This is a genomic window from Zoogloea sp. JDB1 (assembly GCF_056724025.1).
Window position 1 is genome coordinate 243715 of sequence record NZ_CM161496.1, and the last position, 24484, is coordinate 268198.

The 24484-nt window shown below is 63.9% G+C and carries 27 protein-coding genes; 20 read left to right on the forward strand and 7 right to left on the reverse strand.

The window, feature by feature from the left end; all coding sequences use genetic code 11:
• Positions 1 to 25: 25 nt before the first annotated feature.
• The 4 genes from AC1PPK_RS01150 to AC1PPK_RS01165 are packed head-to-tail and all read right to left on the reverse strand — an operon-like array spanning position 26 to position 4054.
• Entirely contained in the window at positions 26 to 544 is a 519-nt protein-coding gene (locus AC1PPK_RS01150) for a glycosyltransferase family 2 protein (RefSeq protein ID WP_481116015.1), read from the reverse strand.
• The gene (locus AC1PPK_RS01155) at positions 541 to 924 is read right to left on the reverse strand and encodes a GtrA family protein (protein WP_481116016.1); all 384 of its coding nucleotides are present in this window, start codon (positions 922 to 924) and stop codon (positions 541 to 543) included. Before AC1PPK_RS01155 ends, AC1PPK_RS01150 begins: the two co-directional genes overlap by 4 nt.
• Positions 921 to 2408 (reverse strand): glycosyltransferase family 39 protein, encoded by a 1488-nt coding sequence (locus AC1PPK_RS01160; RefSeq protein ID WP_481116017.1) that lies wholly within the window; start codon positions 2406 to 2408, stop codon positions 921 to 923. Before AC1PPK_RS01160 ends, AC1PPK_RS01155 begins: the two co-directional genes overlap by 4 nt.
• Entirely contained in the window at positions 2408 to 4054 is a 1647-nt protein-coding gene (locus AC1PPK_RS01165) for a 6-pyruvoyl-tetrahydropterin synthase-related protein (protein ID WP_481116018.1), read from the reverse strand. Before AC1PPK_RS01165 ends, AC1PPK_RS01160 begins: the two co-directional genes overlap by 1 nt.
• Positions 4055 to 4492: 438 nt before the next feature.
• Between AC1PPK_RS01165 and rpoH the strand changes: the two genes are divergently transcribed.
• Positions 4493 to 5347, forward strand: a complete 855-nt coding sequence (rpoH, locus tag AC1PPK_RS01170) for an RNA polymerase sigma factor RpoH (RefSeq protein ID WP_481116019.1) — start codon at positions 4493 to 4495, stop codon at positions 5345 to 5347.
• Between the two features lie 57 nt (positions 5348 to 5404).
• Here rpoH and AC1PPK_RS01175 read toward each other — a convergent pair whose 3' ends face one another.
• Complete coding sequence (locus AC1PPK_RS01175) at positions 5405 to 6013, reverse strand: SCO family protein (protein WP_481116020.1); 609 nt, start codon at positions 6011 to 6013, stop codon at positions 5405 to 5407.
• Between the two features lie 129 nt (positions 6014 to 6142).
• On the opposite strand from AC1PPK_RS01175, the gene AC1PPK_RS01180 reads away from it, so the two are divergent.
• From AC1PPK_RS01180 to AC1PPK_RS01200, 5 genes are all read left to right on the forward strand, one after another.
• Positions 6143 to 6616 carry a DUF2244 domain-containing protein gene (locus AC1PPK_RS01180; RefSeq protein ID WP_481116021.1) on the forward strand — a complete coding sequence of 158 codons (474 nt, stop codon included), beginning with the start codon at positions 6143 to 6145 and terminating at the stop codon, positions 6614 to 6616.
• A 42-nt stretch (positions 6617 to 6658) separates the two neighbouring features.
• The gene (gene coxB, locus AC1PPK_RS01185; protein ID WP_481116022.1) at positions 6659 to 7834 is read left to right on the forward strand and encodes a cytochrome c oxidase subunit II; all 1176 of its coding nucleotides are present in this window, start codon (positions 6659 to 6661) and stop codon (positions 7832 to 7834) included.
• Positions 7835 to 7844: 10 nt separating this feature from the next.
• A complete protein-coding gene (gene ctaD, locus AC1PPK_RS01190) occupies positions 7845 to 9443 on the forward strand; it encodes a cytochrome c oxidase subunit I (protein WP_481116023.1) in 1599 nt (532 codons plus the stop codon).
• 141 nt (positions 9444 to 9584) lie between these two features.
• Positions 9585 to 10142, forward strand: a complete 558-nt coding sequence (locus AC1PPK_RS01195) for a cytochrome c oxidase assembly protein (protein WP_481116024.1) — start codon at positions 9585 to 9587, stop codon at positions 10140 to 10142.
• 10 nt (positions 10143 to 10152) lie between these two features.
• Positions 10153 to 11025, forward strand: coding sequence for a cytochrome c oxidase subunit 3 (locus AC1PPK_RS01200; protein ID WP_481116025.1), 873 nt, complete (start codon positions 10153 to 10155; stop codon positions 11023 to 11025).
• On the opposite strand, the gene AC1PPK_RS01205 is transcribed toward AC1PPK_RS01200, so the two are convergent.
• Positions 11022 to 11216 carry a twin transmembrane helix small protein gene (locus AC1PPK_RS01205; protein WP_481116026.1) on the reverse strand — a complete coding sequence of 65 codons (195 nt, stop codon included), beginning with the start codon at positions 11214 to 11216 and terminating at the stop codon, positions 11022 to 11024. The genes AC1PPK_RS01200 and AC1PPK_RS01205 overlap by 4 nt on opposite strands.
• On the opposite strand from AC1PPK_RS01205, the gene AC1PPK_RS01210 reads away from it, so the two are divergent.
• The 4 genes from AC1PPK_RS01210 to AC1PPK_RS01225 are packed head-to-tail and all read left to right on the forward strand — an operon-like array spanning position 11188 to position 14513.
• A complete protein-coding gene (locus AC1PPK_RS01210; RefSeq protein ID WP_481116027.1) occupies positions 11188 to 11979 on the forward strand; it encodes an SURF1 family protein in 792 nt (263 codons plus the stop codon). The genes AC1PPK_RS01205 and AC1PPK_RS01210 overlap by 29 nt on opposite strands.
• A complete protein-coding gene (locus AC1PPK_RS01215; RefSeq protein WP_481116028.1) occupies positions 11979 to 12533 on the forward strand; it encodes an SCO family protein in 555 nt (184 codons plus the stop codon). The genes AC1PPK_RS01210 and AC1PPK_RS01215 overlap by 1 nt, the downstream gene beginning before the upstream one ends.
• Before the next feature lie 22 nt (positions 12534 to 12555).
• Positions 12556 to 13455 (forward strand): heme o synthase, encoded by a 900-nt coding sequence (gene cyoE / locus AC1PPK_RS01220; protein ID WP_481116029.1) that lies wholly within the window; start codon positions 12556 to 12558, stop codon positions 13453 to 13455.
• Complete coding sequence (locus AC1PPK_RS01225; RefSeq protein WP_481116030.1) at positions 13452 to 14513, forward strand: COX15/CtaA family protein; 1062 nt, start codon at positions 13452 to 13454, stop codon at positions 14511 to 14513. Before cyoE ends, AC1PPK_RS01225 begins: the two co-directional genes overlap by 4 nt.
• Positions 14514 to 14560: 47 nt before the next feature.
• On the opposite strand, the gene mpl is transcribed toward AC1PPK_RS01225, so the two are convergent.
• Positions 14561 to 15907: a UDP-N-acetylmuramate:L-alanyl-gamma-D-glutamyl-meso-diaminopimelate ligase gene (gene mpl / locus AC1PPK_RS01230; protein WP_481116031.1), complete on the reverse strand. Its 1347-nt coding sequence runs from the start codon at positions 15905 to 15907 to the stop codon at positions 14561 to 14563.
• Positions 15908 to 15993: 86 nt separating this feature from the next.
• Here mpl and AC1PPK_RS01235 point away from each other — a divergent pair, with 86 nt between their 5' ends.
• From AC1PPK_RS01235 to AC1PPK_RS01280, 10 genes are all read left to right on the forward strand, one after another.
• The gene (locus AC1PPK_RS01235; protein WP_481116032.1) at positions 15994 to 16620 is read left to right on the forward strand and encodes a hypothetical protein; all 627 of its coding nucleotides are present in this window, start codon (positions 15994 to 15996) and stop codon (positions 16618 to 16620) included.
• Positions 16617 to 17177, forward strand: a complete 561-nt coding sequence (locus AC1PPK_RS01240; RefSeq protein WP_481116033.1) for a TlpA family protein disulfide reductase — start codon at positions 16617 to 16619, stop codon at positions 17175 to 17177. The genes AC1PPK_RS01235 and AC1PPK_RS01240 overlap by 4 nt, the downstream gene beginning before the upstream one ends.
• 60 nt (positions 17178 to 17237) lie before the next feature.
• Positions 17238 to 17735 (forward strand): type II 3-dehydroquinate dehydratase, encoded by a 498-nt coding sequence (aroQ, locus tag AC1PPK_RS01245; RefSeq protein ID WP_481116034.1) that lies wholly within the window; start codon positions 17238 to 17240, stop codon positions 17733 to 17735.
• A gap of 59 nt (positions 17736 to 17794) precedes the next feature.
• On the forward strand, positions 17795 to 18253 hold the full coding sequence (gene accB / locus AC1PPK_RS01250) for an acetyl-CoA carboxylase biotin carboxyl carrier protein (protein ID WP_481116035.1): 459 nt from the start codon (positions 17795 to 17797) through the stop codon (positions 18251 to 18253).
• Between the two features lie 9 nt (positions 18254 to 18262).
• Entirely contained in the window at positions 18263 to 19624 is a 1362-nt protein-coding gene (accC, locus tag AC1PPK_RS01255; protein ID WP_481118170.1) for an acetyl-CoA carboxylase biotin carboxylase subunit, read from the forward strand.
• Positions 19625 to 19671: 47 nt separating this feature from the next.
• On the forward strand, positions 19672 to 20574 hold the full coding sequence (gene prmA, locus AC1PPK_RS01260) for a 50S ribosomal protein L11 methyltransferase (RefSeq protein ID WP_481116036.1): 903 nt from the start codon (positions 19672 to 19674) through the stop codon (positions 20572 to 20574).
• Positions 20571 to 22034 (forward strand): DUF3426 domain-containing protein, encoded by a 1464-nt coding sequence (locus tag AC1PPK_RS01265; protein ID WP_481116037.1) that lies wholly within the window; start codon positions 20571 to 20573, stop codon positions 22032 to 22034. The genes prmA and AC1PPK_RS01265 overlap by 4 nt, the downstream gene beginning before the upstream one ends.
• A gap of 97 nt (positions 22035 to 22131) precedes the next feature.
• The gene (locus tag AC1PPK_RS01270) at positions 22132 to 23067 is read left to right on the forward strand and encodes a carbohydrate kinase family protein (protein ID WP_481116038.1); all 936 of its coding nucleotides are present in this window, start codon (positions 22132 to 22134) and stop codon (positions 23065 to 23067) included.
• Positions 23068 to 23083: 16 nt separating this feature from the next.
• A complete protein-coding gene (locus AC1PPK_RS01275) occupies positions 23084 to 23539 on the forward strand; it encodes an outer membrane lipoprotein (protein WP_481116039.1) in 456 nt (151 codons plus the stop codon).
• Positions 23540 to 23689: 150 nt separating this feature from the next.
• Positions 23690 to 24463 carry a GNAT family N-acetyltransferase gene (locus AC1PPK_RS01280; protein WP_481116040.1) on the forward strand — a complete coding sequence of 258 codons (774 nt, stop codon included), beginning with the start codon at positions 23690 to 23692 and terminating at the stop codon, positions 24461 to 24463.
• Positions 24464 to 24484: the final 21 nt, after the last annotated feature.

Below are 24484 nucleotides of genomic sequence, written 5' to 3' on the forward strand. Positions count from 1 at the left end.
ACTGCCCGAGGGCGAGGACGGCACGTCAACTCAACAGCCGGAAGTCACCGGTATCTTCTGGAATTTTGATACGGCTGACCGACTGCATGACTCGGTAGAAATAGTGAGCCGTGATCTTTTTGAACCACGACTCGCCGTCCCTGACTTTCCTCTTGGCATATACATTGTCATAGCCGTGCTGCCATTTGGCCACCAAGGCGGGAATCAACTCGGGGGGGTCCTGCAGATCGGCATCGATGATGATCACCGCGTCGCCAGCGGAATGCTCCAGACCGGCAGAGACAGCAATTTCCTTACCGAAGTTACGACTCAGATCCACGATGGAGACGCGCGGATCCGCAGCCCGGATGGCATGCAACACAGCCATCGTGTTGTCACGACTCCCGTCATTGACATAGACGATTTCCGCCTCGCAACTCATCTGATCAAGAGTTTGGGCCAGTCGGCGGTGGAATTCGCCCAGCACTTCCTGCTCGTTGTAAGCAGGTACCACTACCGACAAACTGTAGCCCACGTCGGGGATGGAGGTCTTTCTCGAGCTCATGGATTTACCCGAAACGTCCATAGTCTATTGCCGATGAAGTTGAAAACAAGAATCAGGCCACTGGCAACGGTCTGGGCAAACAGATAATGGAGGCTCAGGCCCAATAGCAGCATCATGAACAAGTAGTTCAGTCCGAAGCCCGCACCGGCAAGTGCGAGAAAACGTGGCAGCGTTTCGACATGGCGACGATCCGAGGAGAAGGTAATCGAATAATTGAGCGAATAATTGATCAGCGCACCCACCACCGCTCCGACAGCGGATGCCGCCAGAGGGCCACTGACACCACTGGAAGTCAAGCCATACAGTGTCAGGAAGTGTCCCGCCGTACCGACCAGGCCGATCAGGCAGAAGGTACCGAACTGCGCAACTGCCATCTTCATCGCACTGCATCCAACCTGACCCGGGCCTCGGGCCGCACCTCCCTACAGGCTTCGGCCTCCAGCAGGGCACCGACCAAGACAGCCACCACACCGGCTAGAGGTATGTGATGGCGACCGCCGCTCTCGAAGATACTATCAATCACAAAGAAGTACAGATAGATCAAATTAAGCAACGACAAACCGAGGGACAGGCGTTCTCCAGCGGGTCGGCGCAACATCAACACCAGCAGCGTCAACCACAGCAGCAACCAGTAGAGGTTGGAGACGATCTTGTGCCCGGCGTAGTGCAAGCCCTCGATCCCCAGAGCCCGCTTGAGACACCAGTAGGCACCGTAAGCATCGTCTCCCTGGAACAGTGCAATCTTTGTCAAGGCCAGGCGGGCAAAATCGTCCGGATTCTCCCTGATCCACTGCTTGCCCAGAGCGAACCCAAGCGCACTACGCTCAACCTCCGGGTAGACGAACAGATCCACCTCACCCCGGTCGATATACCCCCCCGTAGCAAGGGGATTGTTGGCCCGGTAGAAGACCTCGCCACCATTGGTGGCGATGGGTACGAACTTATGCAGCACGGCGACATTACGCAAGCTCCAGGGAGCAATGGCCAAGGCCATACCCAGAGAGATCGACAGCAGCAACACAACGGCCGGCATCAGACGCGCTCGTTGGACCAGCAGATGGGCCGCATACGCTGCGGGCAGAAGCATGAACGAGGGCTGGATCAACGACGCAGCCCCCAGCGAAACACCTGCAGCGATCCCCGCCAACGGAGCCGGACCTTGCTTGCGACTGGCCTTCAGGAACAGCACGCAACTCACGGTCAAGAACAACAACGCCGGAAGTTCCTTGGCTCCACCAGTGGTCGTCAAGATCAGATTGGGCCACAGGGCGATAACCGTAACAGCGATACGCGCCGTAAGGCCACCTGCGAGTTGCAGCGCGAGACTGCGCACCGCCAGGGCCGTGAGCATGAAGAATACGCAGTTGCTGATTACAAGAATCCAGCTGACCTTGCCCAAGACAGCCAAAAAACCAGCCAATATCATCGGGTAGCCAGGAGGCCAGTATGCGAGATCTCCGCGCGGATCCTGGTAAGGTGCATCACGCAGGAAGAGATCGGCCAGGGATAGGTACACGGCACCATCGGATTGAGGTGGCGCCATATAGATCACACTGAACCCGATGCGTAACAGCAGGCCAATCACGAGCAGGGAGGCGAACTCCGTGTTCCGGAAAGGACGCTCCGCCAGACGGGCCAGGCTCTGGAGCAAGCCGGAAAAGGAACAGCCAGCCAGCCAGCGGGCTCCCGCCAAGGAGGCCATAACCGCTACCGCGGCGACCACAGCCGCCTTAGCCTCGCCAAGTGCGCCTACCGCACCAAGGTAGACGATGCATCCCGGGGTCAGTACTGCCACGAGGCTCATTGCACGCTCCAGCGTCGTACCGGCAAGACGCGAGAGGATGAAAAATGGGCTCGAATTCATCAGGCAGCCTCCGGGGAGGACGCGCGGCGACGCCCAACACTTGACAGAATGCACAGAATCACCAGCAGAGCGAAAGCCGCAAGGCTAATGCGCCTACCGGTCTCTTCCTCCGGCAAGCCTTTGAACACGATACGGATGTGGTGTGTCCCCGCGGGCACATCCATCGCAACCAGCCCGCTATCGGTATCCAGTGCATGGGGCGCCGGCTGGTCGTCCAGAAAGGTTTTCCAGCCGGAAAAGTAGAACAGGGGCAGCAGGAGGTGGAATGGCCTGGACGCCCGAACCTCCCACTCCCTTTCATGCACCGTGTCCCGGGTTTCCTTGCATTCTGCAGGAACCCCCGCACAGTAGCCGGTCAGACCACCGTTACGTCGATAGATTTCGGCGCCCTTACCCTGGGTTTTCAACTCGAGCCCATATTGTTTGAAGTCCCCTTCGAGCAACCGGGGGCCCATGACACTCGGGCGGCCCTCCTTGTAAGCTTGAAAGCCGACCACTCCACACAGAGCAACCGAAAGGGCGATCGCAAGGACTACCGCAACCCGCAGCACGACACGCAGGCGTCCTTCAAAATCCAGGGTACTGGCAAGCCCCAAGGCAATGGCAGCGGCCAGACCAGCCACAGACAGGAAGCGATAGGGCCACTGCAGGTTGTTCAACGTCCCTATGTGTTGGTAAAGAGGGTAGGCAAGCTCCGACGACATAGCCAGTGCCACGAAGGCAAACACCAGCACACCGCCCATGAAACGCCGCAAGTGCGGCGCAGTGGATCGGGAATTGGCAAGGGCGAACAGCGCCACGAGGGCGCACAGGAGAATCTGGCTTGCGTAGATCCACTGGATGGCAAACCAACGCATGCCATTTTCCCGGGCACTGAATGTGGCGAAGGCGAAACTGTTCTTCCAGTTGAAGTACAGGGGGTCGCTAGAAGCGTCAGCCAGCAGGCCCCGGGCAGCAATGGCAGGAATCAGATGGAAAGCCGCCATCCCGACACCACACAGCACCGGCAGGGCCCAGCAGGTCAGAAAGCCGGTCAGCCTTGCTGCCGGCTTGCCACTCTGCATATAAAGCACCGCAGGCGCGGCACAAATCAGGGTCATGAAGGCCACCAAGGTATGGGAGAGGGTGATGGCCGCAGCACAAAGGGCAAGCAGGATCAGGCGGGCCGGCGTATTGGCCGTGTTCAGGGACAGCAGGACGAAACAGACCGCGAGGCTCAGGGTGAAGTGCCAGGGAAAAGCCGCGTAATGAGTAAACAGGAACAGGGAGAAAGGCGTGACAGCAACAAGCGCCCCGGTCGCCAGACCCGCCTTCCTTGAAAAGAGCCGCCCGCAGACCAGATAAGCCATCGACGCGGACACCCAGGTGGCACACAGGGCCAGCAGGCGAAGGGCTGCCCAGGTGTTCAAACCCAGCTTCATCAAACCGGCAACGAGATACCAGTACAGAAGATAGGCGCCGTAGTGGAGTTCGCCAAGGCCACCATTGGCGAGAAACATCCACCGGGGGTAAGGCTCACCTTTTTCCAAGCTCAGGAAAAACTGGTTGATCCACCGGAAATGAGTTTCCTGATCAATATTGTAGAGAGTCCGGTCGAGCAGCACCGGGACAGCCATCACCAGTACGGCAATACTTGCAAGCAGCAACAAATCTCGAAATACGGACAAAGAACCGGCGGGAGGTCGGGGTCGTTCGCAGTTCTGCATTGAATGAGAGCGCGACGGCGCTGTAAATGGTTTTGATACGTCGATCCGTTCGACGGAATGACGGGACCGCGCTATCGGCCAAGTGGCAACAGGCTGCCGGATTGTAACCGGAAGGCCGGGATCGATATCGTGAATTGTGCATAAACCGCTCGCATGCCATCGACCTTTCTCCGGCATCCTTTTGCCTCCCGAGCAGCCCGCGGGCACTCGCCCGTCACCACACCAGACATGCCCCTGAAAATGACGGGTAGCCGAACGCCGCAGGAACGGCTCGTCCTGAAACCGATACAGAACCAGACTGAAATATACGGAACCATTCGTCCCCTTAGCACTCACAGGACGGGAGTGCTAATATTGCTGCGAAGGAGGTAGCCGTCGATGTCTCAAACCCTGTCGTTTCCCGTTCCGTCCGCGGTTGGCAGCCTGGACCAGTACATCCAGAGCGTGAATCGCATCCCCCTGCTGACCGAGAAGGAAGAGTCCGATCTCGCCCACAGCTTCCGGGAGCACGAGGATCTGGAAGCGGCGCGCAAGCTGGTACTGTCTCACCTGCGCTTGGTGGTCGCTATTGCGCGCGGTTATCTTGGTTATGGCCTGCCCCATGCCGACCTGATCCAGGAAGGCAACGTGGGCCTGATGAAGGCCGTCAAGCGCTTCGACCCGGACCGCGGCGTGCGCCTGGTGTCCTTCGCGATCCACTGGATCAAGGCCGAGATCCACGAGTACATCGTCAAGAACTGGCGTCTGGTCAAGATTGCCACTACCAAGGCCCAACGCAAGCTGTTCTTCAACCTGCGCAGCCTGAAGAGCAGCAGCAACTCGCTGCAGGGTGAGGAAGTTCTGGCAGTTGCCGACCAGTTGGGCGTAAAGCCGGAAGAAGTCCGCGAGATGGAAACCCGCCTGTCCGGCCAGGACGTGGCACTGGAAAGCGGACCGGACGACGAGGAAGAACGCTTTGCGCCGATCGCCTATCTGGCCGACCCCCACGCAGAGCCCTCCGAAGTCATCGCCCAGCGCCAGGCCTCGCGCTTGCAGGACGTGGGCCTGCACGAAGCGCTGGCTAACCTGGACGAACGCAGCCGGACCATCGTGCAGCGCCGCTGGTTGACCGAAGGCGATGCCGCCACGCTGCACGAGCTGGCCGCCGAATACGGCGTGTCCGCCGAGCGCATCCGCCAGATCGAGGCCAAGGCCATGCAGAAGATGCGCAGCCACCTGGCTGCACTGGCCTGACGGCCCCGCGCACGCGCATCCCTGCCAAGGGCAGCCCGCGGGCTGCCCTTTTTCTTGCTACTTGCCGGCCAGCAGACGCTTCAGGTCGGCAACGATCACCGCCGGCTTCTCGCCGTGCTTGATGTACAGGCGCAGCCGCCCCTGAGGGTCATAGACGTAAGTACCGGTCGAGTGATCCACCGTGTAGCGCCCGCCCTGCACGTCACCCTGCTTCTGGTAGAACACCTTGAAATCCCGCGCCACCGCCTGCGTCGTGGCGAGGTCACCATACAGGCCGACAAAGCGCGGATCGAAGGCTGGCACGTACTGGGCCAACAGCTCCTGCGTATCCCGCTCCGGGTCGATGGTCACGAACAGCACCTGCACCTTGTCCGCATCCGCCCCCAGCTCACGCATCACCTGCGCCATATTGAGCAGGTTGGTCGGGCACACATCCGGGCATTGGGTATAGCCGAAGAACAGGGTCACCACCTTGCCCTTGTAGTCAGCCAGCGTGCGCACCTGTCCGTGGTGATCCGTCAGACGGAACCCGTTCGCATAGTTCGCACCCGTGATGTCGGTGTTGGCAAAACCCTCCCGCGCCCCACCGCTGCCCTCGGGCGAACAGGCAGTGAGCACGCAAAGTGCTGCCAAACCAGCAATGCCGCATCGCAACAACGCAAACATTTAAAAAATCCTTATGGCTCAATTAACTGAGCTTTCAAAAAGTGCACTGCAAAACGGGAAGGCGATGCTACACTGCCGCCAGAATTTGATCTGCGTCAAAAAGACGCAGACGGGCCTGGAGGAGACGCCATGGCTATAACAATGAAAGAGGCAGCGGGCGCGCGATCCTGGATCGCGCGCCCCAACTGCTCACTCACCCCCACACTGCGGCGTGGCGTGATCGCCCTGATCCTAGCCGCCAGCCTCATCGTCAGCACGGGCTTCCTGCTGGCCGGTGCGTGGCTGGTATTACCCTTCGCCGGCCTCGAACTTCTCGTACTCTTCATCGCACTGCGCGCCATCAATCGCCAGGACGCCGATTACGAATCCATCCAGATCGCTGACGACAGCCTGATCGTCTCGACCCGCCAGTCTTCCGTTTCGTTCCGTCAGAGCTTTCATGCCGGCTGGGCCCGCGTCTCGCTCGAAGCCGCCGACGGCCCCGACCCTCTACTGTACGTCCGCTCCCACGGGCACACCGCCCGCGTGGGACGCCTGCTGACGGCGGATGAACGCAGGCTGCTTTTCTCGGATCTCTCCCGCCACCTCGCCAGACCTCAATAACCGCCGCGGGTCCGATCATCCCACGAACAGAGAGGTAGAGACTTGAGCCCAACCGCCCCCCGCTCCCAGGCCAGACTTCTCGCTGCACTCGGCCTCCTGTTCGTCTCCGGCTCAGCTCTCGCCGACTTCTCATGGAACTTCCCCAAGCCCGTCACCCCGATCGGGCGTGACACGCTGTCGATGCACAACCAGTTCATGGTCATCATCACGGTGCTGTTCGTGGTGGTGTTCTCGATCATGGTCTATTCCATGATCAATCACCGCAAGAGCGTCGGCGCAGAGCCGGCCCGCTTCAGCGGCCCGCGCGGCGCCCTGCAGTGGTTCTGGGTGCTGGTGCCCTTCGCGATCCTGCTCTTCATCGACTTCGTGCTGATGGGCATCCCGGCCTTCCACGCAGTGATCGACATGGAGGACACCCGCACCAAGGCCGACATGGTGCTCAAGGTGACCGGCATGCAGTGGAAGTGGCAGTACGAATATCCGGACTCCGGCATCAAGTACATCAGCACGCTGGCCACCCCTCGCGAGCAGATCGACGGCAAGGAAGCCAAGGGCGAGCACTACCTGCTCGAAGTGGACAACCCGGTGGTGCTGCCGGTCGGCAAGAAGGTGCGCATCCTGCTCACCTCCACCGACGTGATCCACACCTGGTGGGTGCCCCAGTTCGGCGTCAAGCGCGACGCGATCCCCGGCTTCCTGCGGGAAACCTGGGTGCGCATCGAGGAGCCCGGCATCTACCGCGGCCAGTGCGCCGAGCTGTGCGGCAAGGACCACGGCTTCATGCCGGTGGTCGTCAAGGCGGTGCCGGAAGCCGAATACATCGCCTGGGTGGACAAGAAGAAGACCGAACTGGCCGCCGCGGCCGCCAGCGGCGACCGCACCTGGACCCGCGAAGAGCTGATGGCCCACGGCAAGGAGACCTACGACAAGATCTGCGCCGCCTGCCACCAGCCCACCGGCCAGGGCCTGCCGCCGGCCTTCCCGGCACTGGCCGGCAGCAAGATCGTCAATGGTCCGCTGTTGTCGCCGGACGGCAAGCTGATCCCCGACAGCCACGTGGACCGGGTCATGAACGGCAAGACCGGCACCGCGATGCAGACCTTCAAGACCACCCTGTCCGACGCCGACATCGCCTCGGTCATCACCTACGAGCGCAACAGCTTCGGCAACACCAAGGGCGACATGATCCAGCCCGCCCAGATCAAGGCACTTCGCTGAGGAGCCCAGCATGAACACCGCGTCCCATGCCCTCGATCACCATGACGGCCACCACCCCACTGGCCTGTTGCGCTGGCTCACCACCACCAACCACAAGGACATCGGCACGATGTACCTGACCTTCTCCCTGCTGATGTTCTTCGTCGGCGGGGCGATGATCCTCGGGGTGCGCGCCGAACTGTTCCAGCCCGGCCTGCAGCTGATGAAGCCGGAGTTCTTCAACCAGCTGATCGGCGTGCATGCACTGGTGATGATCTTTGCGGCGCTGATGCCGGCCGCCACCGGCTTTGCCAACTGGATGATCCCGCTGATGATCGGCGCGCCGGACATGGCCCTTCCACGCCTCAACAACTGGGGCTTCTGGCTGCTGCCGCCGGCCGCCATGCTGCTGACAATGCCCTTCTTTCTGGCCCTGTTCGGCATTGGCGACGGCGCCGTCGCCACCGGCTGGACCCTCTACGCGCCACTTTCAGTGCAGGGCGGCATCGGTGTCGATTTCGCGATCTTCTCGATCCACATCCTCGGCATCAGCTCGATCATGGGCTCGATCAACATCATCGCCACCATCCTCAACATGCGCGCCCCCGGCATGACGCTGATGAAGATGCCGCTGTTCTGCTGGGGCTGGCTGGTCACCGCGGTGCTGCTGATCATCACCCTGCCGGTGCTCGCCGGCGGCGTGACCATGCTGCTCACCGACCGCCACTTTGGCACCCACTTTTTCAACGCCGCCGGCGGTGGCGATCCGATCCTGTTCCAGCACCTGTTCTGGTTCTTCGGCCACCCGGAGGTGTACATCCTGCTGCTGCCGGTGTGGGGCCTGATGCCCCATGTGCTATCCACCTTCACGCGCAAGCCGGTCTATGGCCACGATGCCCAGGTGTGGTCTTTCATTGCCATCGGCGTGCTGGGCCTGATCGTGTGGGCCCACCATTTCCTCACCTCCGGCCTGCCGATCCCGGCGCTGCTGTATTTCATGTACAGCACCATGTCGATCTCGCTGCCGCTGGCGGTGCTGTTCTTCTGCTGGATCGCCACTATGTGGCGCGGCGCGATGAGCTTCGAGACACCGATGCTATTCGCCCTCGGCTTCATCGTGCTGTTCGGCATCGCCGGCCTGACCGGCCTGGTGCTGGCCGACGTGGCCGCCGACGCCCAGTATCACCACAGCTACTTCGTGGTGGCCCACTTCCACTACGCGCTGTTCGCCGGCGGCATCATGGGGGTGATGACCGGGGTGTACTACTGGCTGCCAAAATGGACCGGCCACATGTACAGCGAGAAGCTCGGCAAACTGCATTTCTGGCTGACCGTGATCAGTTTCAACTTCACCTTCATGCCCCAGTTCTTCCTGGGCCTTGCCGGCATGCCCCGGCGGATTCCCGACTACGCATTGCAGTTCGCCGAATTCAATGCCATATCCACAGTAGGGGCCTTCGCGTTGGGCCTCTCGCAACTGATCTTCGCCTACAACGTGTGGCGCTGCGTGAAGGGTGGCGACAAGGCGACCGACCGTGTGTGGGAAGGCACCGCGGGGCTGGAGTGGGAACTCAGCTCCCCACCGCCCCACCACTCATGGGAAACCCAGCCCGTCATCAAGGCGGGCTGATCATGGAGGACGACATCATGCATTTCACGTCCGATGACCTGGCCGACCGCCGTCGCGCATCGGCCCGCTTTGCCTGGATCCTCGGCGCCATCGCGCTGGGTCTGTATCTGATCGGCTTCCTCATCGAGCGCTGACGGCGCCATGCGGGAAGCCGCCCTCAGCCCGCCGCCGCGCCGGCACGGCCGACTGATCATTCGCCTGTTGCTGGTGGCGGCGGCCTTCTTCGCCTTCGGTTTTGCGCTGGTACCTCTTTACGACAGCCTGTGCAGGGCGGTGGGCTTCAATGGCAAGACACTGAAGGACGCCATCCAGGCCAAGGACGTGCCGCCGAGCGCAGTGAATTACGCCCGCAGCCTCGGCGTGCAATTCACCTCGACCTTGATGCCCGGCCTGCCATGGGAAATCCGTCCCCTCGAACCGGCCATCGAGGTCCATCCCGGTGAATTGCGCACCACCCGTTTCCTGGTGCGCAACCTGTCAGACCGGACCATCGTCGGCCAGGCCGTGCCCAGCGTGTCGCCCACCGTGGCGGCCCGACATTTCCGCAAGCTCGACTGCTTCTGCTTCAAGCAACAAACCCTCGCCCCCGGCGAGAGCCGCGAGATGGCCCTGACCTTTGTCGTCGATGGCGACATCGGCGAGGAGATCAGCGAGCTGACGCTGGCCTATGCCTTCTTCCCGGCACCGAATCCTAACTAGGGAGTCCGCCTTGAACGCCTCGCACGCCAATTCCGCCGCGCCTCACGCCGGCCATTACTACGTGCCGCAGCCGAGCCTCTACCCGGTCTTCCTGTCGGGCGGCATGTTCCTGCTGGCGCTGGGCTTCATCCTGCTGATGAACAAGTTCGCGCCGGGGCCGTGGGTGATGGCCAGCGGTGCGACGGTGATCATCTTCGTGCTGTTCAAGTGGTTCGGCACGGTGATCGCCGAGAACCAGCGCGGCGCCTACACCGACTGGGAGGACAAGTCCTTCCGCCAGGGCATGGTGTGGTTCATCGGCTCCGAGGTGATGTTCTTCGCGGCCTTCTTCGGCGCGCTGTTCTACTGCCGCAACATCTCGGTGCCGGCCCTGGCCCACATGGACCCAGCTTTCACGCTATACAAGGACTTTACGGCAGCCTGGCCAACCGCCGGCCCGAAAGGCGCCCCCTTCACGCCGATGGCCGCCTGGGGCATTCCGGCGATCAACACGGCGCTGCTGCTGAGTTCCGGCGTCACCCTCACCGTCGCCCACTGGGGCCTGATGAAGAGCTCCCGCAGCCAGCTCAACCTGGGGCTGATCCTCACCGTGCTGCTCGGCGTGATCTTCCTTGGCTTCCAGGCCTACGAATACCACCACGCCTACACCGAGATGGGTCTGACGATGGGCGCCGGCGTGTATGGCGCGACCTTCTTCATGCTGACCGGCTTCCACGGTTTCCACGTGACCCTCGGCGCGATCATGCTGGCCGTGGTCGCCGGCCGTTGCCTGGCCGGACACTTCGACGCCAAACGCCACTTCGCCTTCGAGGCGGTGGCCTGGTACTGGCACTTCGTGGATGTGGTGTGGCTGCTGCTGTTCGTCGTGGTCTATTGGCTCTAGCGCCCCGCGGCGCCGAAGTGCCAGGCCAGCAGCAGGCCGAGAAAGAGCAAAAGGGAGAGGGAGACGCGCAAGGTGAGCGCCCGCACAACCCGGTCGCCGTTACCCCTGTCGCGATAAAGGAAGAACAGGCCCGAAAAGAGGCTGCCGACCACCAGCAACAGCATGAACACCACGGCCAACTTGAATGCCACAGCCCGCTCCCCGAACCCGGTCCGCCGATTGTGCGCCGGCGTCCGGACCATCACAAGCGGCCGCCGCTTCCGTCCTTCTCTGTGGGGCGGCCTGCTCGCGCTGGGCGTCGCCGCAGGTTGCCTCCAGCTCGGCAACTGGCAATACGGCAAGGCCGAATGCAAGCAGGCCGCCCAGGCCCTGCTCGACCAACGCAGCACCGACGCACCGGTGAGCCTCGGCAACACACCGGCCGACGCCGACAGCCTGCGCTCGCGGCCGGTGCTGATCCGCGGCCAATTCGAGACCGAACGCCAATTCCTCGTCGATAACCGTGTCCATCGGGAACAGGCCGGCTACCACGTGATCACGCCCTTCCACATCGACGGCGGCAACATGCGCGTGCTGGTGAATCGCGGCTGGATTCCGGCCGCGGCCCGCCACACCGACATCCCCGCGGTGGATACGCCCCGCGGCCCGCTGGAACTGCGCGGCACCGCCGTCGTACCGGGCAGCCGCTTCTTCACACTGGGCGGTGACAACAACGACGGTGCCTGGCAACCCGTCTGGCAGAACCTCGATCTGGGCCGCTTCGTCCGGCTCGCCCCGTGGCCGGTGCAGCCGGTGGTGGTGCAACTGGATGCTGCCGCACCGGCCGGCTTCGTGCGCGACTGGCCACGCCCGGACGAGCGCCTCGAACGCCACTTGTCCTACGCCTACCAGTGGTACGGCTTCGCGGCCTCCGCGGTGCTGATCTGGCTGGCCCTCGGCTGGAGGCGCCGCTAATGCGCCGCTACCGCCCGCTACTGCTGATCCTGGCCCTGCTGCTGATGCCCTTCGCGGTCGGCGCCGGCCTGTATGCGTGGGGCTGGCATCCGGACCAACCCGGCAACCACGGCGAACTGTTGTCACCCCCGCGCGCGCTACCACCGCTGGCCGATGCCGCCGGCCAGCCCCTCGGCGAACAGGACTTTGACGGCCACTGGAGCCTGGTGGTCGCCGGCCCCGGCCCCTGCGACGACGCCTGCCGCAACTGGATCGTCGCCACCCGCCAGATTCACGTGGCCCTCTACAAGCAGATGCCGCGGGTCCAGCGCACCTGGCTGTCCGATCAGCCGGCGCCCGACATCGCCCCCCTGCACGCCCTGCAGCCCGACCTGCATGCCGCCGTGGCACACAGCGCCGCCGCCCGCGCGGCTTTCGACCTGGGTGACCACGGCCACCGCGTGTACGTGGTGGATCCGCTCGGCAAGATCATCCTGCGCTATGCCCCCGACGCCGACCCGCGCGGCATCCTGAAGGACATGGAACGCCTGCTCCGCTATGCGTGGGCAGGCTGACACACAACCCCGGAGATCCGCCATGCCGACGACCCTCCGCAGCACAGTCGCCCCCACGCCCCTCGGCCTGCGCCTCGGCGCCTTCCTGACCCAGTGCAAGCCACGGGTGAACAGCCTGATCGTTTTCACCGCGATGATCGGCATGTTCCTCGCCGTACCCGGATGGCCGCCGGCCGGCCGCATGCTCGCTGCCACCGTCGGCATCGCGCTGGTGGCCGGCGCCGCCGCGGCGATCAACTGCCTGGTGGAGCGGAGCATCGACGCCCGCATGGCCCGCACCCGCGGCCGCCCGCTGCCGCTGGGGCTGATCAGCCCCGCCGAAACCCTCGGCCTGGCCTGCCTGACCGGCGGCTCGGGCCTGTGGCTGCTGCACGTGGCGGTCAATCCGCTGACCATGTGGCTGACCCTCGCCACCTTCCTCGGCTACGCGATTGTTTACACCGTGATCCTGAAGCCGGCCACGCCGATGAACATCGTCATCGGCGGCGCTTCCGGCGCCATGCCGCCGGTACTCGGCTGGGCGGCGATGACGGACAACATCGGCCTGCCCGCGCTGGCCCTGTTCCTCATCATCTTCCTGTGGACGCCACCTCACTTCTGGGCACTGGCCTGCTACCGGCGCGAGGAATACGCCCGTGCCGGCCTACCGATGCTGCCGGTCAGCCACGGCGTGCCGCTGACCTGCCTGCACATCCTGCTGTACACCGTGCTACTGGCGGCGGTGTCCTACCTACCCTGCACGCTGGGCCTGTCCGGCGGGGTCTATGCGACGCTGGTCAGCCTGCTCAACCTGGGCTACCTACGGGAAGCCTGGATCCTGTGGCGCGATTACTCGGACGCCCGTGCGCGGCACGCCTTCCGCTATTCGCTGATCTACCTCACCGGCCTATTCGCGGCACTGTTCCTGGATCGACTGGCATGAGGGCGCCTCCATCCGGCCGGCGCACCCTCGCCGTCGTCGCCTTCCTGCTCGCCCTCGTGGTGGTGTCCCTCGGCGCCTGGGTGCGCCTGTCGGATGCCGGCCTCGGCTGCCCGGACTGGCCCGGCTGCTACGGCCAGCTGGTCGGCGTGCCGGAACGCGCTCATGAGGTGAGTGCCGCCGAAGCGGCTTTCGGCCAGCGCGTCGAAGCGGGCAAGGCCTGGAAGGAGATGATCCACCGCTACGCAGCCGGCACGCTGGGCCTGTGCATCGCCGGCCTGGCCGTGCTCGGCTGGCAGCACCGCGCCCAGCGCAAGCCGACGCTCGAACTGGCCCTGCTCGCAGTGGTGCTGGTGCAGGCCACGCTCGGCATGCTGACCGTCACCCAGTTGCTGAAACCGGTGATCGTCACCTGCCACCTGCTCGGCGGCATGACGACGCTGGCGTTGCTGGCGGCCCTCGCACTACGGGAAAGCCGCATTTTCCGTCCAACCCCGGGCATCGGCGCCGGCCTGCAGGCCCACGCGGCCATGGCGCTCATCGTCGTCATCGTGCAGATCGCCCTCGGCGGCTGGGTCAGCAGCAACTACGCCGCTGCCGTCTGCCCGGATTTCCCGACCTGCCAGGACAGCTTCGACCCAGCGCTGGATTTCCACCACGCCTTCACGCTGGACCGGGAGCTGGGCATCACTGCCAGCGGCGCCCTGCTGCCAGTCAGCGCCCTGACCGCCATCCACTGGACCCACCGCCTGTTCGCCGGCGTGGTGCTGCTGGTCGCCGGCAGCCTCAGCCTGCGCCTGCTGGCCCGCAGGCACAAGCGCTGGGCCGGCGTCGCACTGCTCGCTGCGCTGGGCCTGCAGATCGGGCTGGGCATCGCCAACGTGCTGCTGCAACTGCCGCTTCCGCTGGCCGTCGCCCACAACACCGGCGCAGCGCTGCTGCTGTGCGTCACGCTGGCCGTGGCCCTGTCCCTTTTCCAGAGGAAAAAAGCCCGCCACCGGCAACCGGCAGCGGGCTTCCCGCGGCGTTTTGAAAAGCTGACGGCCGAATCGGCACGTTGAGCGTTGGGGTGAATGAACTCACCCCAACGCTCGATCCATCCGGCAGCTTACTGCCCGAGGGCGGCCAGCAGCTTGCCGTGGATACCGCCAAAACCGCCGTTGCTCATGACCAGGATGCGGTCGCCGTCGTGGGCTTCGGCGACGATGGCCGCCACCAGTGCGTCGAGATCGTCTTCGACAAGCGTCTTGCCGGCAATCGGTGCCAGCGCCTCACGGGCGTCCCAGCCCAGGTTGGCCGCGTAGCAGAAGACCTTGTCGGCCTGGGCCAGGCTGGCCGGCAGCTGGTCCTTCATCACGCCAAGCTTCATGGTATTGGAGCGCGGCTCCAGCACCGCCAGGATGCGCGCATCGCCAACCTGGCGGCGCAGGCCTTCGACCGTCAGCGTGATGGCGGTCGGGTGATGGGCGAAGTCGTCATACACCGCGACGCCGCGCACCGTGCCGCGCAATTCGAGGCGGCGCTTGACCCCCTCGAAGCGGCTCAACGCATCCAGCGCCACCTCCGGCGTGACGCCCACGTGCCGCGCGGCGGCAATCGCCGCCAGCGCATTGGCCCGATTGTGGCGGCCGGACAGCGGCAGCCGGCGGCGGCCGATCTCCTTGCCCAGGTGGCGGATCACCACCTCATCCTCACTGCCCCCCTCCGCCACCGACCAGCCGGCCGCGTCGTTGAACCATTCGAGCTCGGACCAGCAGCCGCGCTGCATGACTCGCGGCAGCGCCTCCTCGGCGGCGTTGGCGACGATGCGGCCAAGCCGCGGCACGGTACGCACCAGATGGTGAAACTGAGTTTCAATGGCCGCCAGATCGGCGAAGATGTCCGCGTGGTCGAACTCCAGGTTGTTCAGGATCAGCGTCCGCGGGCGGTAATGGACGAACTTGGAGCGCTTGTCACAGAAGGCGGTGTCGTATTCGTCCGCTTCGATGACGAAGAACGGCGACTCGGTCAACCGCGCCGACAGGCCGAAGTTCTTCGGTACACCGCCAACCAGGAAGCCCGGATTGAGGCCTGCGTCCTCAAGGATCCAAGCCAGCAGCGAAGTAGTCGTAGTCTTTCCGTGGGTGCCGGCGACGCCCAACACCCAGCGCCCCTGCAGCACGTTCTCGGCCAACCACTGGGGGCCGGACACATAGGGCAGGCCCTTGTCGAGGATTTCTTCCAGCAGGGGGTTGCCACGGGAAATCGCGTTACCGACGACGAACACGTCCGGCTCCAGGTCCAGCTGTTCGATCCCATAGCCTTCGACGAGCCGAATGCCCTGCTCTTCCAGTTGGGTGCTCATCGGCGGGTAGACGTTGGCATCGCAGCCCGTCACCGTATGGCCGGCAGCCCGCGCGAGGAGGGCCACGCCGCCCATGAAGGTTCCGCAGATGCCGAGAATGTGTATGTGCATTATTCGTCTAAGCGACAGAAACAGTGCCGCAACAGTCGTGTGTAGAATGGGATCTATTCTAATCGAACGGGGAGCTTCGACCTTCCATGCCGCGCCCTGCCGTTCCACACCGCAGCAACCTGCGCCGCGAGATCGCCGCCCTGGCGGCCCGCATGATCGCCGAAGACGGCATCAGCGATTACGGCTTCGCCAAACGCAAGGCCGCGCGCCAGCTCGGCGCCCTCGCCGCCGACGAACTGCCCAACAACGCGGAGATCGAGGCCGAAGTCCGCACTTATCTCGCCGTTTTCCAGGACGAAGAACACCTGGAACGCCAGTACGTAATGCGCCAGGCTGCCGTCGACGTGATGCGCGAACTGGAAACCTTCCGCCCCTACCTCACCGGGCCGGTACTGGAAGGTACCGCCGGGCGCTACTCGGAAGTGGAAATCGACCTCTTTCCCGAAAGCGCCAAGGAAGTGGAAATCTTCTTCCTCAACAACAACGTCGCCTACGAGCACCGGGAGCCACGCCGCAACCAGCCCGACGGTCCGGAGGCGATCCTGGTCTTCGACTGGGACGATATCCCGTTCAAGCTGCGCATCTATTCCCCCGACGTGGAACGCCAGAGCCGCCGCGGTAATCACGGTGCACGCCAGATGGAACGAGCACGCCTGTCCGTCGTCGAAGCTCTCGTCAATGAAACACCGGCCGAAGCCCATATCCATCCATGAGTCGCAGCACCACCCTCGCTCTCGTCATCACCGTCGCACTGGCCTCCGTCGCCGCCGGCTTGTACACTTCTTACTCGACGAGCGCCAACGCCGCGACGCCGACGGCCAGCCTGTCCCAGACCCAGCGTACTGCCCTCGGCAAGCTGCTGGCCCTCGACCTGCCAGACGCCAAAGGCACCCAGCAGCCCTTCTCGGCCTGGAAGGGCAAAGTGCTTGTGGTCAACTTCTGGGCCACCTGGTGCCCACCGTGCCGCAAGGAAATTCCGGCATTTTCGGCTCTGAGCCGCAAATATGCAGGCAAAGGCGTTCAATTCGTCGGCATCAGCATCGACACCGCCAAGAACGTCGCCGGCTTCCAGGCCAAACAGGTGGTGGACTATCCGCTGGTGATCGGCGATCCGTCCCTTGTCCAATTGACCGAGGAACTCGGCAACAGCGCCCAGGGTCTGCCTTTCACGCTGGTCATCGATCGCAGCGGCGGCATCAGCCTGATCAAACTAGGTGAATTGTCCGAACAGGAACTGGACCGAAAACTCGCCGAACTGAGCAAGTCCTGAGGCATATGGCGGAGGCCGCGCGGTGGACAACTTGCGCGTAATTACGGCAAACTTGCACTCATGACGCGCAAAACCAGCACCCAGGAAGCCACTGACGAGAACCTCCCGCAGCAGCGGATTCTCGTTTTGCATGGTCCCAACCTCAATCTGCTCGGTCGCCGGGAACCCGGCATATACGGGCTGACCACCCTCGCCGACATCCACGCGGCGATGGAAAGCCGGGCCAAGGCCGACGGCGTGCTGCTGGAGTCCTTCCAGAGCAACCACGAGGGCGAGCTGATTGACCGGGTGCAGGCCGCGGAAAGCGAAGCCGTCGATTTCATCATCATCAATCCGGCAGGGTACACGCACACCAGCGTCGCACTGCGGGACGCCCTTGCCGGCGTCGCCATTCCGTACGTCGAAGTACACCTGTCGAACATCCACGCCCGCGAGCCGTTCCGCCATCACTCCTACTTCTCCGACAAGGCTGTAGGCGTGATCTGCGGGCTGGGCGCCCAGGGCTATCAACTCGCCCTCGAATTCGCCCTCGCCCGTCTGCGCGCAGCTCGCGCCTAAAACAAGACATCGGCAGGCCGGCCTTGGTGCTGGCCGCTTCACATATCAAGGGGAATACTATGGATCTTCGCAAGCTCAAGAAATTGATCGATCTGGTCCAGGAGTCCGGCATCTCCGAACTGGAAGTCACGGAAGGCGAGGAAAAAGTCCGCATCGCCAAGCACATCTCCGGTCCCGCTCCAATCAACTACGTAGCCCAGGCCCCTGCCGCGCCGGTCGCCGTCAGTGCCCCTGCTGCTGTGCCGGCAGCCCCTGCTGCCGCAGCCGAACCGGCCCTGCCGGACGGCAACGTGGTCAAGTCGCCGATGGTCGGCACCTTCTACCGCGCTTCCGCACCGGGCGCCAAGCCCCTCGTCGAAGTCGGCCAGAGCGTTGCCGTCGGCGACGTGCTGTGCATCATCGAAGCCATGAAGCTGATGAACGAGATCGAGGCCGAAGTGGCCGGCACAGTGAAGGCCATCCTCGTCGAGAACGGCGAACCGCTGGAATACGGCGAACCCCTCTTCGTCATCGGCTAAATCATGGCGATGTTCAAAAAACTCCTGATCGCCAACCGGGGCGAGATTGCGCTGCGTGTGCTGCGTGCCTGCCGTGAGTTGGGCATCAAGACCGTAGCGGTCCATTCCGAACCGGACGCCGAGGCCAAGTACGTCAAACTGGCCGACGAATCCGTGTGCATCGGGCCCGCCTCATCGGCCCTCAGCTACCTCAACATCCCCGCGCTGATTTCCGCCGCCGAAGTCACCGACGCGGAAGCGATCCACCCGGGCTACGGCTTCCTATCCGAGAACGCCGATTTCGCCGAGCGGGTCGAACAGTCCGGCTTCGTCTTCATCGGCCCGCGCGCCGAGACAATCCGCCTGATGGGTGACAAGGTCTCGGCCAAGGACGCCATGAAGGCCGCCGGGGTCCCCTGCGTACCCGGCTCCGACGGCGCACTGCCGGAAGACCCGAAGGAGATCGTCAAGATCGCCCGTGCCATCGGCTACCCAGTGATCATCAAGGCCGCCGGCGGTGGCGGTGGTCGCGGCATGCGCGTGGTGCACACCGAAGCCGCGCTGCTCAACGCCGTCACCACCACCCGTTCCGAGGCAGGCGCATTCTTCGGCAACCCCACGGTATACATGGAGAAGTTCCTGGAGAACCCGCGCCACGTGGAGATCCAGGTGCTGGCCGACCAGCACGGCAACGCGATCTACCTGGGCGAGCGGGACTGCTCCATGCAGCGCCGCCACCAGAAGGTCATCGAGGAAGCCCCGGCACCGGGCATTGAACGCCGCCACATCATCCGCATCGGTGAACGCTGCGCCGAAGCCTGCCGCAAGATCGGCTACCGGGGCGCGGGCACCTTCGAATTCCTGTACGAAAACGGCGAGTTCTACTTCATCGAGATGAACACCCGTGTACAGGTCGAGCATCCGGTCACCGAGCTGATCACCGGAGTGGACATCGTGCAGGAACAGATTCGCGTTGCTGCGGGCCAGAAGCTCAGCTACCGACAGAAGGACATCGAATTCCGCGGCCACGCGGTCGAATGCCGCATCAACGCCGAAGATCCGTTCAAATTCACGCCCTGTCCGGGCAAGATCAGCAACTGGCACGTCCCCGGCGGCCCAGGCATCCGCGTCGACTCCCACGTGTACAACGGCTACACCGTGCCGCAACACTACGATTCGATGATCGGCAAGCTGATCGCCTACGGCGACACCCGCGACCAAGCCATCCGTCGCATGCACATCGCGCTGTCCGAGATGCTGGTCGAAGGCATCAAGACCAACATCCCGCTACACCAGGAGCTGATGCTCGATGCCCGCTTCGTCGAAGGCGGCACCAGCATCCACTACCTGGAGCACAAGCTGGCGGGCCGCAACGACGTCAGCAAGAGCTGATGATGGCGCGCCGCTACTCACTTCAACTGTCATCCAAGGAGGCCTGAATGTGGATTTCAGTCATCCTGCAGGCTGACGCAACCCGCGCCGAGGCCTTGTCTGAAGCACTGATGGAGTATGGCGCCCTGTCGGTCAGCATCGACGACGCGGACGCCGGTACCGAAGCGGAAAAGCCCCAGTTCGGCGAGCCGGGCATGCACCCGGCCAGCCTGTGGGACCACAGCCGCGTCGTCGCGCTGTTCGACACCGACACCGATCTGGCTGCGGCGCTGGCCACCGCGTCGGCGGCGGTCGGGCTCGACGCCGTACCGCCGTTCACCATCGAAGAGGTCGAAGAACAGAACTGGGTGCAGCTCACCCAGAGCCAGTTCGACCCGATCCGCATCACCGACCGGCTGTGGATCGTGCCGTCCTGGCATGAATCCCCGGATGCCGACGCAATCAACCTGGTGCTCGATCCGGGCATGGCCTTCGGCACTGGTTCGCATCCGACCACCCGCCTGTGCCTCGAATGGCTGACCGGCGAGATCATGCCGGGTGTCAGTGTGCTCGACTACGGCTGTGGCTCCGGCATCCTGGCAATCGCCGCCGCCAAGCTGGGCGCCGGTGAAGTCACCGGCGTGGACATCGACGAGAAAGCCGTTGAAACTGCTGCCGACAATGCCGCCAACAATGGTGTCAGCCTGCGCTTGCAGGTCTCAGCCAAGCCCCTCGACGGTACCTTCCAGCGGGTCGTCGCCAACATCCTGACCAACCCGCTCAAGATGCTGGCCCCGCTGCTCGCTGCCCGCGTCGCACCCGGCGGCAAGCTGGCCCTGTCCGGCGTGCTGGAAGCCCAGGCAGATGACGTCATCGAAGCCTACGCCCCCTTCATTACCCTGCGCGTGGGCGCCACTCTGGACGGCTGGGTCCGGCTCGAGGGCGAACGGCCGGCGTCGGCCAAGTCATGATCCTCGCGCGCTGCCCGGCGTGCTCAACCACCTTCCGGGTGCGACCCGAGCAATTGAACGCCCGTCACGGGCGGGTCCGTTGTGGTCAGTGCCAGCACGCCTTCAATGCGCTGGAGAACCAGGTCGAGGAAGAGACCTTGGCCGACGAACTCCCGTCGGAGCCGGTACAGGTCCCGACGGGGAGCGCGACACCCTCCCTGTTCGTCCTGCAGGAAAAGCTGCCCGAGACCACAGACATCCTGGCACCGTCTGTGTCCGCCCCCCCCTCGACCGGGACCAACCCTCCGACTGAGGAACGCTTCCAGGAAGACGCGACGGCCCTGGTTGTCGACAGTGTCGCCAACGACAACGTGCAGGTGGCGGACGCACCCCGGCCTCCGCAGCCCGAAGCCGACGCCTACGGTGCTGCGCTGGAAACCCCAGAGTTCATCACCTTCGAGGACGAGGCGCTCCCGTCCTCCAACACCACACCGACCATCCCGGAAATCGCGGACGACCGCATCGAGCCGGTCGGTGAAATCCGCCTCGAAGCCCTCGATGAACGGCCAGAGGAGGACATGCTGTCGGCGACGGAGGCAACCTCTAAGGATCAGCTGCAGACCCATAGCCCCCTCGACGAAAACGAGGATGAGGACGAAGCCGCAAAGGATGTGGAGCCCCCCGTCGCGCCGTTCCCGTTCAAGCCCGACTGGCCGGACGCCTCCGAACTCGACCTGAAAAATCCCCCCGACCCATCCTTCGTCGAGGACGGCCCGCTCGACTTCGACTCGCTCTTGCACAAGAAGGTCGTGGACGACACGCCGGGCACTCCCCAGCAGGCCTTGGATCAGGACCGCCCCTCTGCGCCGACGGCGGAACGACCTTCGACGGGGCTGCCGATTGAGCCCCGCACCGTAGTTGCGGCGACGAGCGAGCCGCCAGAGCTCGAACAGGACGAGCACGTGCCTTTTGTGGAGGAAATGGAAGAGCACATCGGCCCTTCGCCATTGCAACAAGCGGCCTGGGCGGCAGGTGCCACGCTACTGGTGCTTGCCTTGCTCGCCCAGGGAATACTGGTATTCCGAAGTGAAATCGCCCAGTCGTCGCCTCAGATGCGGCTCTTCATGGAGAGCGTGTGCGCTGGCATGGGCTGCGAACTGCCACTACCCCGCGAGTCGACCTCGATCACCATCGAAAGCTCTGACATCCAGCCGGATGCCAACCGCGAAGCCTTCTTCACGCTGCACGCCACGTTGCGCAACCGTGCCGAGTTCGCTCAGGCCTGGCCGCACCTGGAAATCACCCTGACCGATGCCCGCGACAAGGCTCTGGTCCGCCGGGTTCTGGAACCCAAGCAATGGCTGCCCGCCGACATGCCGCCGGATGCCTTCCCAGCCCGCAAGGAAGTAGCAGCCCAGGTCCGCTTCGAAGCGCCCGGCGTTGCTGCAGCAGGTTATCGGGTCTACGCGTTCTACCCCTGAACGCCCCGACCGGCCGGCATAACATCCGGCAACATTCACCGAAGCGGGCCCAGCCGGGCCACTCCTATAATCGTTTCGCTTACATTTTGCCAACACCATGTCCACGCTCATCTGCGGTTCCATAGCCTTCGATTCGATCATGGTCTTTCAGGACCATTTCAAGAATCACATTCTGCCCGAGCAGATCCATATCCTGAACGTCTCGTTCCTGGTGCCCGAAATGCGCCGGGAATTCGGCGGCTGTGCCGGCAACATCGCCTACAACCTCAAGCTGCTCGGCGGCGATCCGTTGATCATGGCCACCGTCGGCGACGACGTCGCCCCCTATCTGGAGCGCCTCGAGCGCCTTGGCCTATCCCGTGCCCACGTCACCCACGTCCCCGGCACCTACACGGCCCAGGCCTTCATCACCACCGATCTGGACGACAATCAAATCACCGCTTTCCATCCGGGCGCGATGGTCCATTCCCACCTCAACAAGGTGGAACACACGACCGGGGTCACCCTCGGTATCGTCGCCCCCGATGGCCGCGACGGCATGCTGGAGCATTCCCGCCAGTTCGCCGAGGCCGGCATTCCCTTCGTCTTCGATCCCGGCCAGGGACTGCCGATGTTCAACGGTGAAGAGTTGCTGGCCTGCCTGCAACTGGCCGACTACTGCACGGTCAACGATTACGAGGCGCGCCTGCTCAGCGAACGCACCGGACGCAGCATCGAAGTCCTGGCCAACGAGGTCAAGGCGCTGGTCGTGACCCGTGGCGGCGAAGGTTCCGAGATCTACACCGGCGGTCGCCGCCTCGATATCCCGTGTGCCCGTGCCGCAGCACTCGAAGACCCTACTGGCTGTGGCGACGCCTACCGGGCGGGTCTGCTGTACGGCATCGAGAATGGCTTGGACTGGGACCAGACCGGACGCCTGGCTTCGCTGATGGGCGCTCTCAAGATCGCTAGCCGCGGCGGGCAGAACCACGCGCCCAGCCGCGACGAAATCGCCGACGCCTATCGCACGGCGTTCGGCTCAACCCTGTGGTGAAAAAGGACACGACACGATGCGAATCCTCAGCCTGACCCTCGCCCTGCTCGCCGCCCTCAACGTGACCGGCTGTGCCTCCGGCCTCGGTGGCGGCGACTACGAACGGACCGAAGCCCGGCGCGTAATGAGCGTGCGCATGGGCGTCATCGAAAGCATCCGCCCGGTGAAGCTCGAAGGCACCAAGTCTCCCGTTGGAACGCTTGCTGGCGCCGCGATCGGCGGCGTGGCCGGCAGCACGGTCGGTGGCGGCAAGGGCTCGGCCATTGCCGCCGTCGTCGGCGCGGTGGCCGGCGGCCTGGCCGGCTCGGCGGCGGAGGAAGGCCTGACCCGCCAGCAGGGCATCGAAGTCACCCTCAAGATGGACAACGGCGAACTACTGGCCATCGTGCAGGAAGATGGCGGGGAGAACTTCAAGCCCGGCGAACGCGTGCGCCTGCTGCAGGACGGCCGCAACACCCGCGTCAGCCGCTGAACTCATCCCATTCCGTGAGGTTGATTGAAGTCACCCCCACGGAATGGGTGTCAGGCAGGGGAAACACCCGGATTCAGGATCCGGTCACACGTCCGTAACGCCCTCTTCACGGCGCCGCAATGCAGCATTTTCACAATGCGCGGAAACCCAATGAGGATTCCGTCAATGCTGCACAAGGAACAACACGTCGCCCAGCGCCCCGGTCGCAACCTGCATGTCGGGCTGGCCAGCTGCTCCACCGAGATTCTGGAAGCGCAAAAGCTGCGCTACCGCGTGTTCGCCGAGGAAATGGGCGCCCGCCTTTCGAGCCGCACGCCGGGCGTCGATCGCGACCTGTACGACGCCTTCTGCGACCACTTGATTGTGCGCGACGAGGACGCCGGCCGTATCGTCGGCACCTACCGCATCCTGTCGCCATCAGCCGCCCGTGAAGTCGGCAACTACTATTCCGAGAGCGAATTCGACCTGACCCGCCTGCGCCACCTGCGCGGCCGCATGGTGGAAATCGGCCGTTCCTGCATCGACCCGGACTACCGCTCCGGCGCCGTCATCACACTGCTGTGGGCCGGCCTCGCCCGCTACATGCTCGAGAACAACCACGACTACCTGATCGGCTGTGCGTCGATCAGCATGGCCGACGGCGGGCACGCCGCAGCCAGCCTGTATAATCGCCTCAAGGACGAGTATCTGTGCCCGCTCGAATACCGGGTCTTCCCCCGCACGCCGCTGCCGATCCAGGCCCTGCGCCAGGATCTCGACGCCGACACGCCGCCGCTGATCAAGGGCTACCTGCGTGCCGGCGCATGGATCTGCGGCGATCCGGCCTGGGATCCGGACTTCAACACCGCCGACCTGCCAATCCTGCTGCCGGTTTCGCGGCTCGACGCCCGCTACGCCAAACATTTCATGGGACGCAAGGACTGAAACCCGCCAGCCCCACCCCCC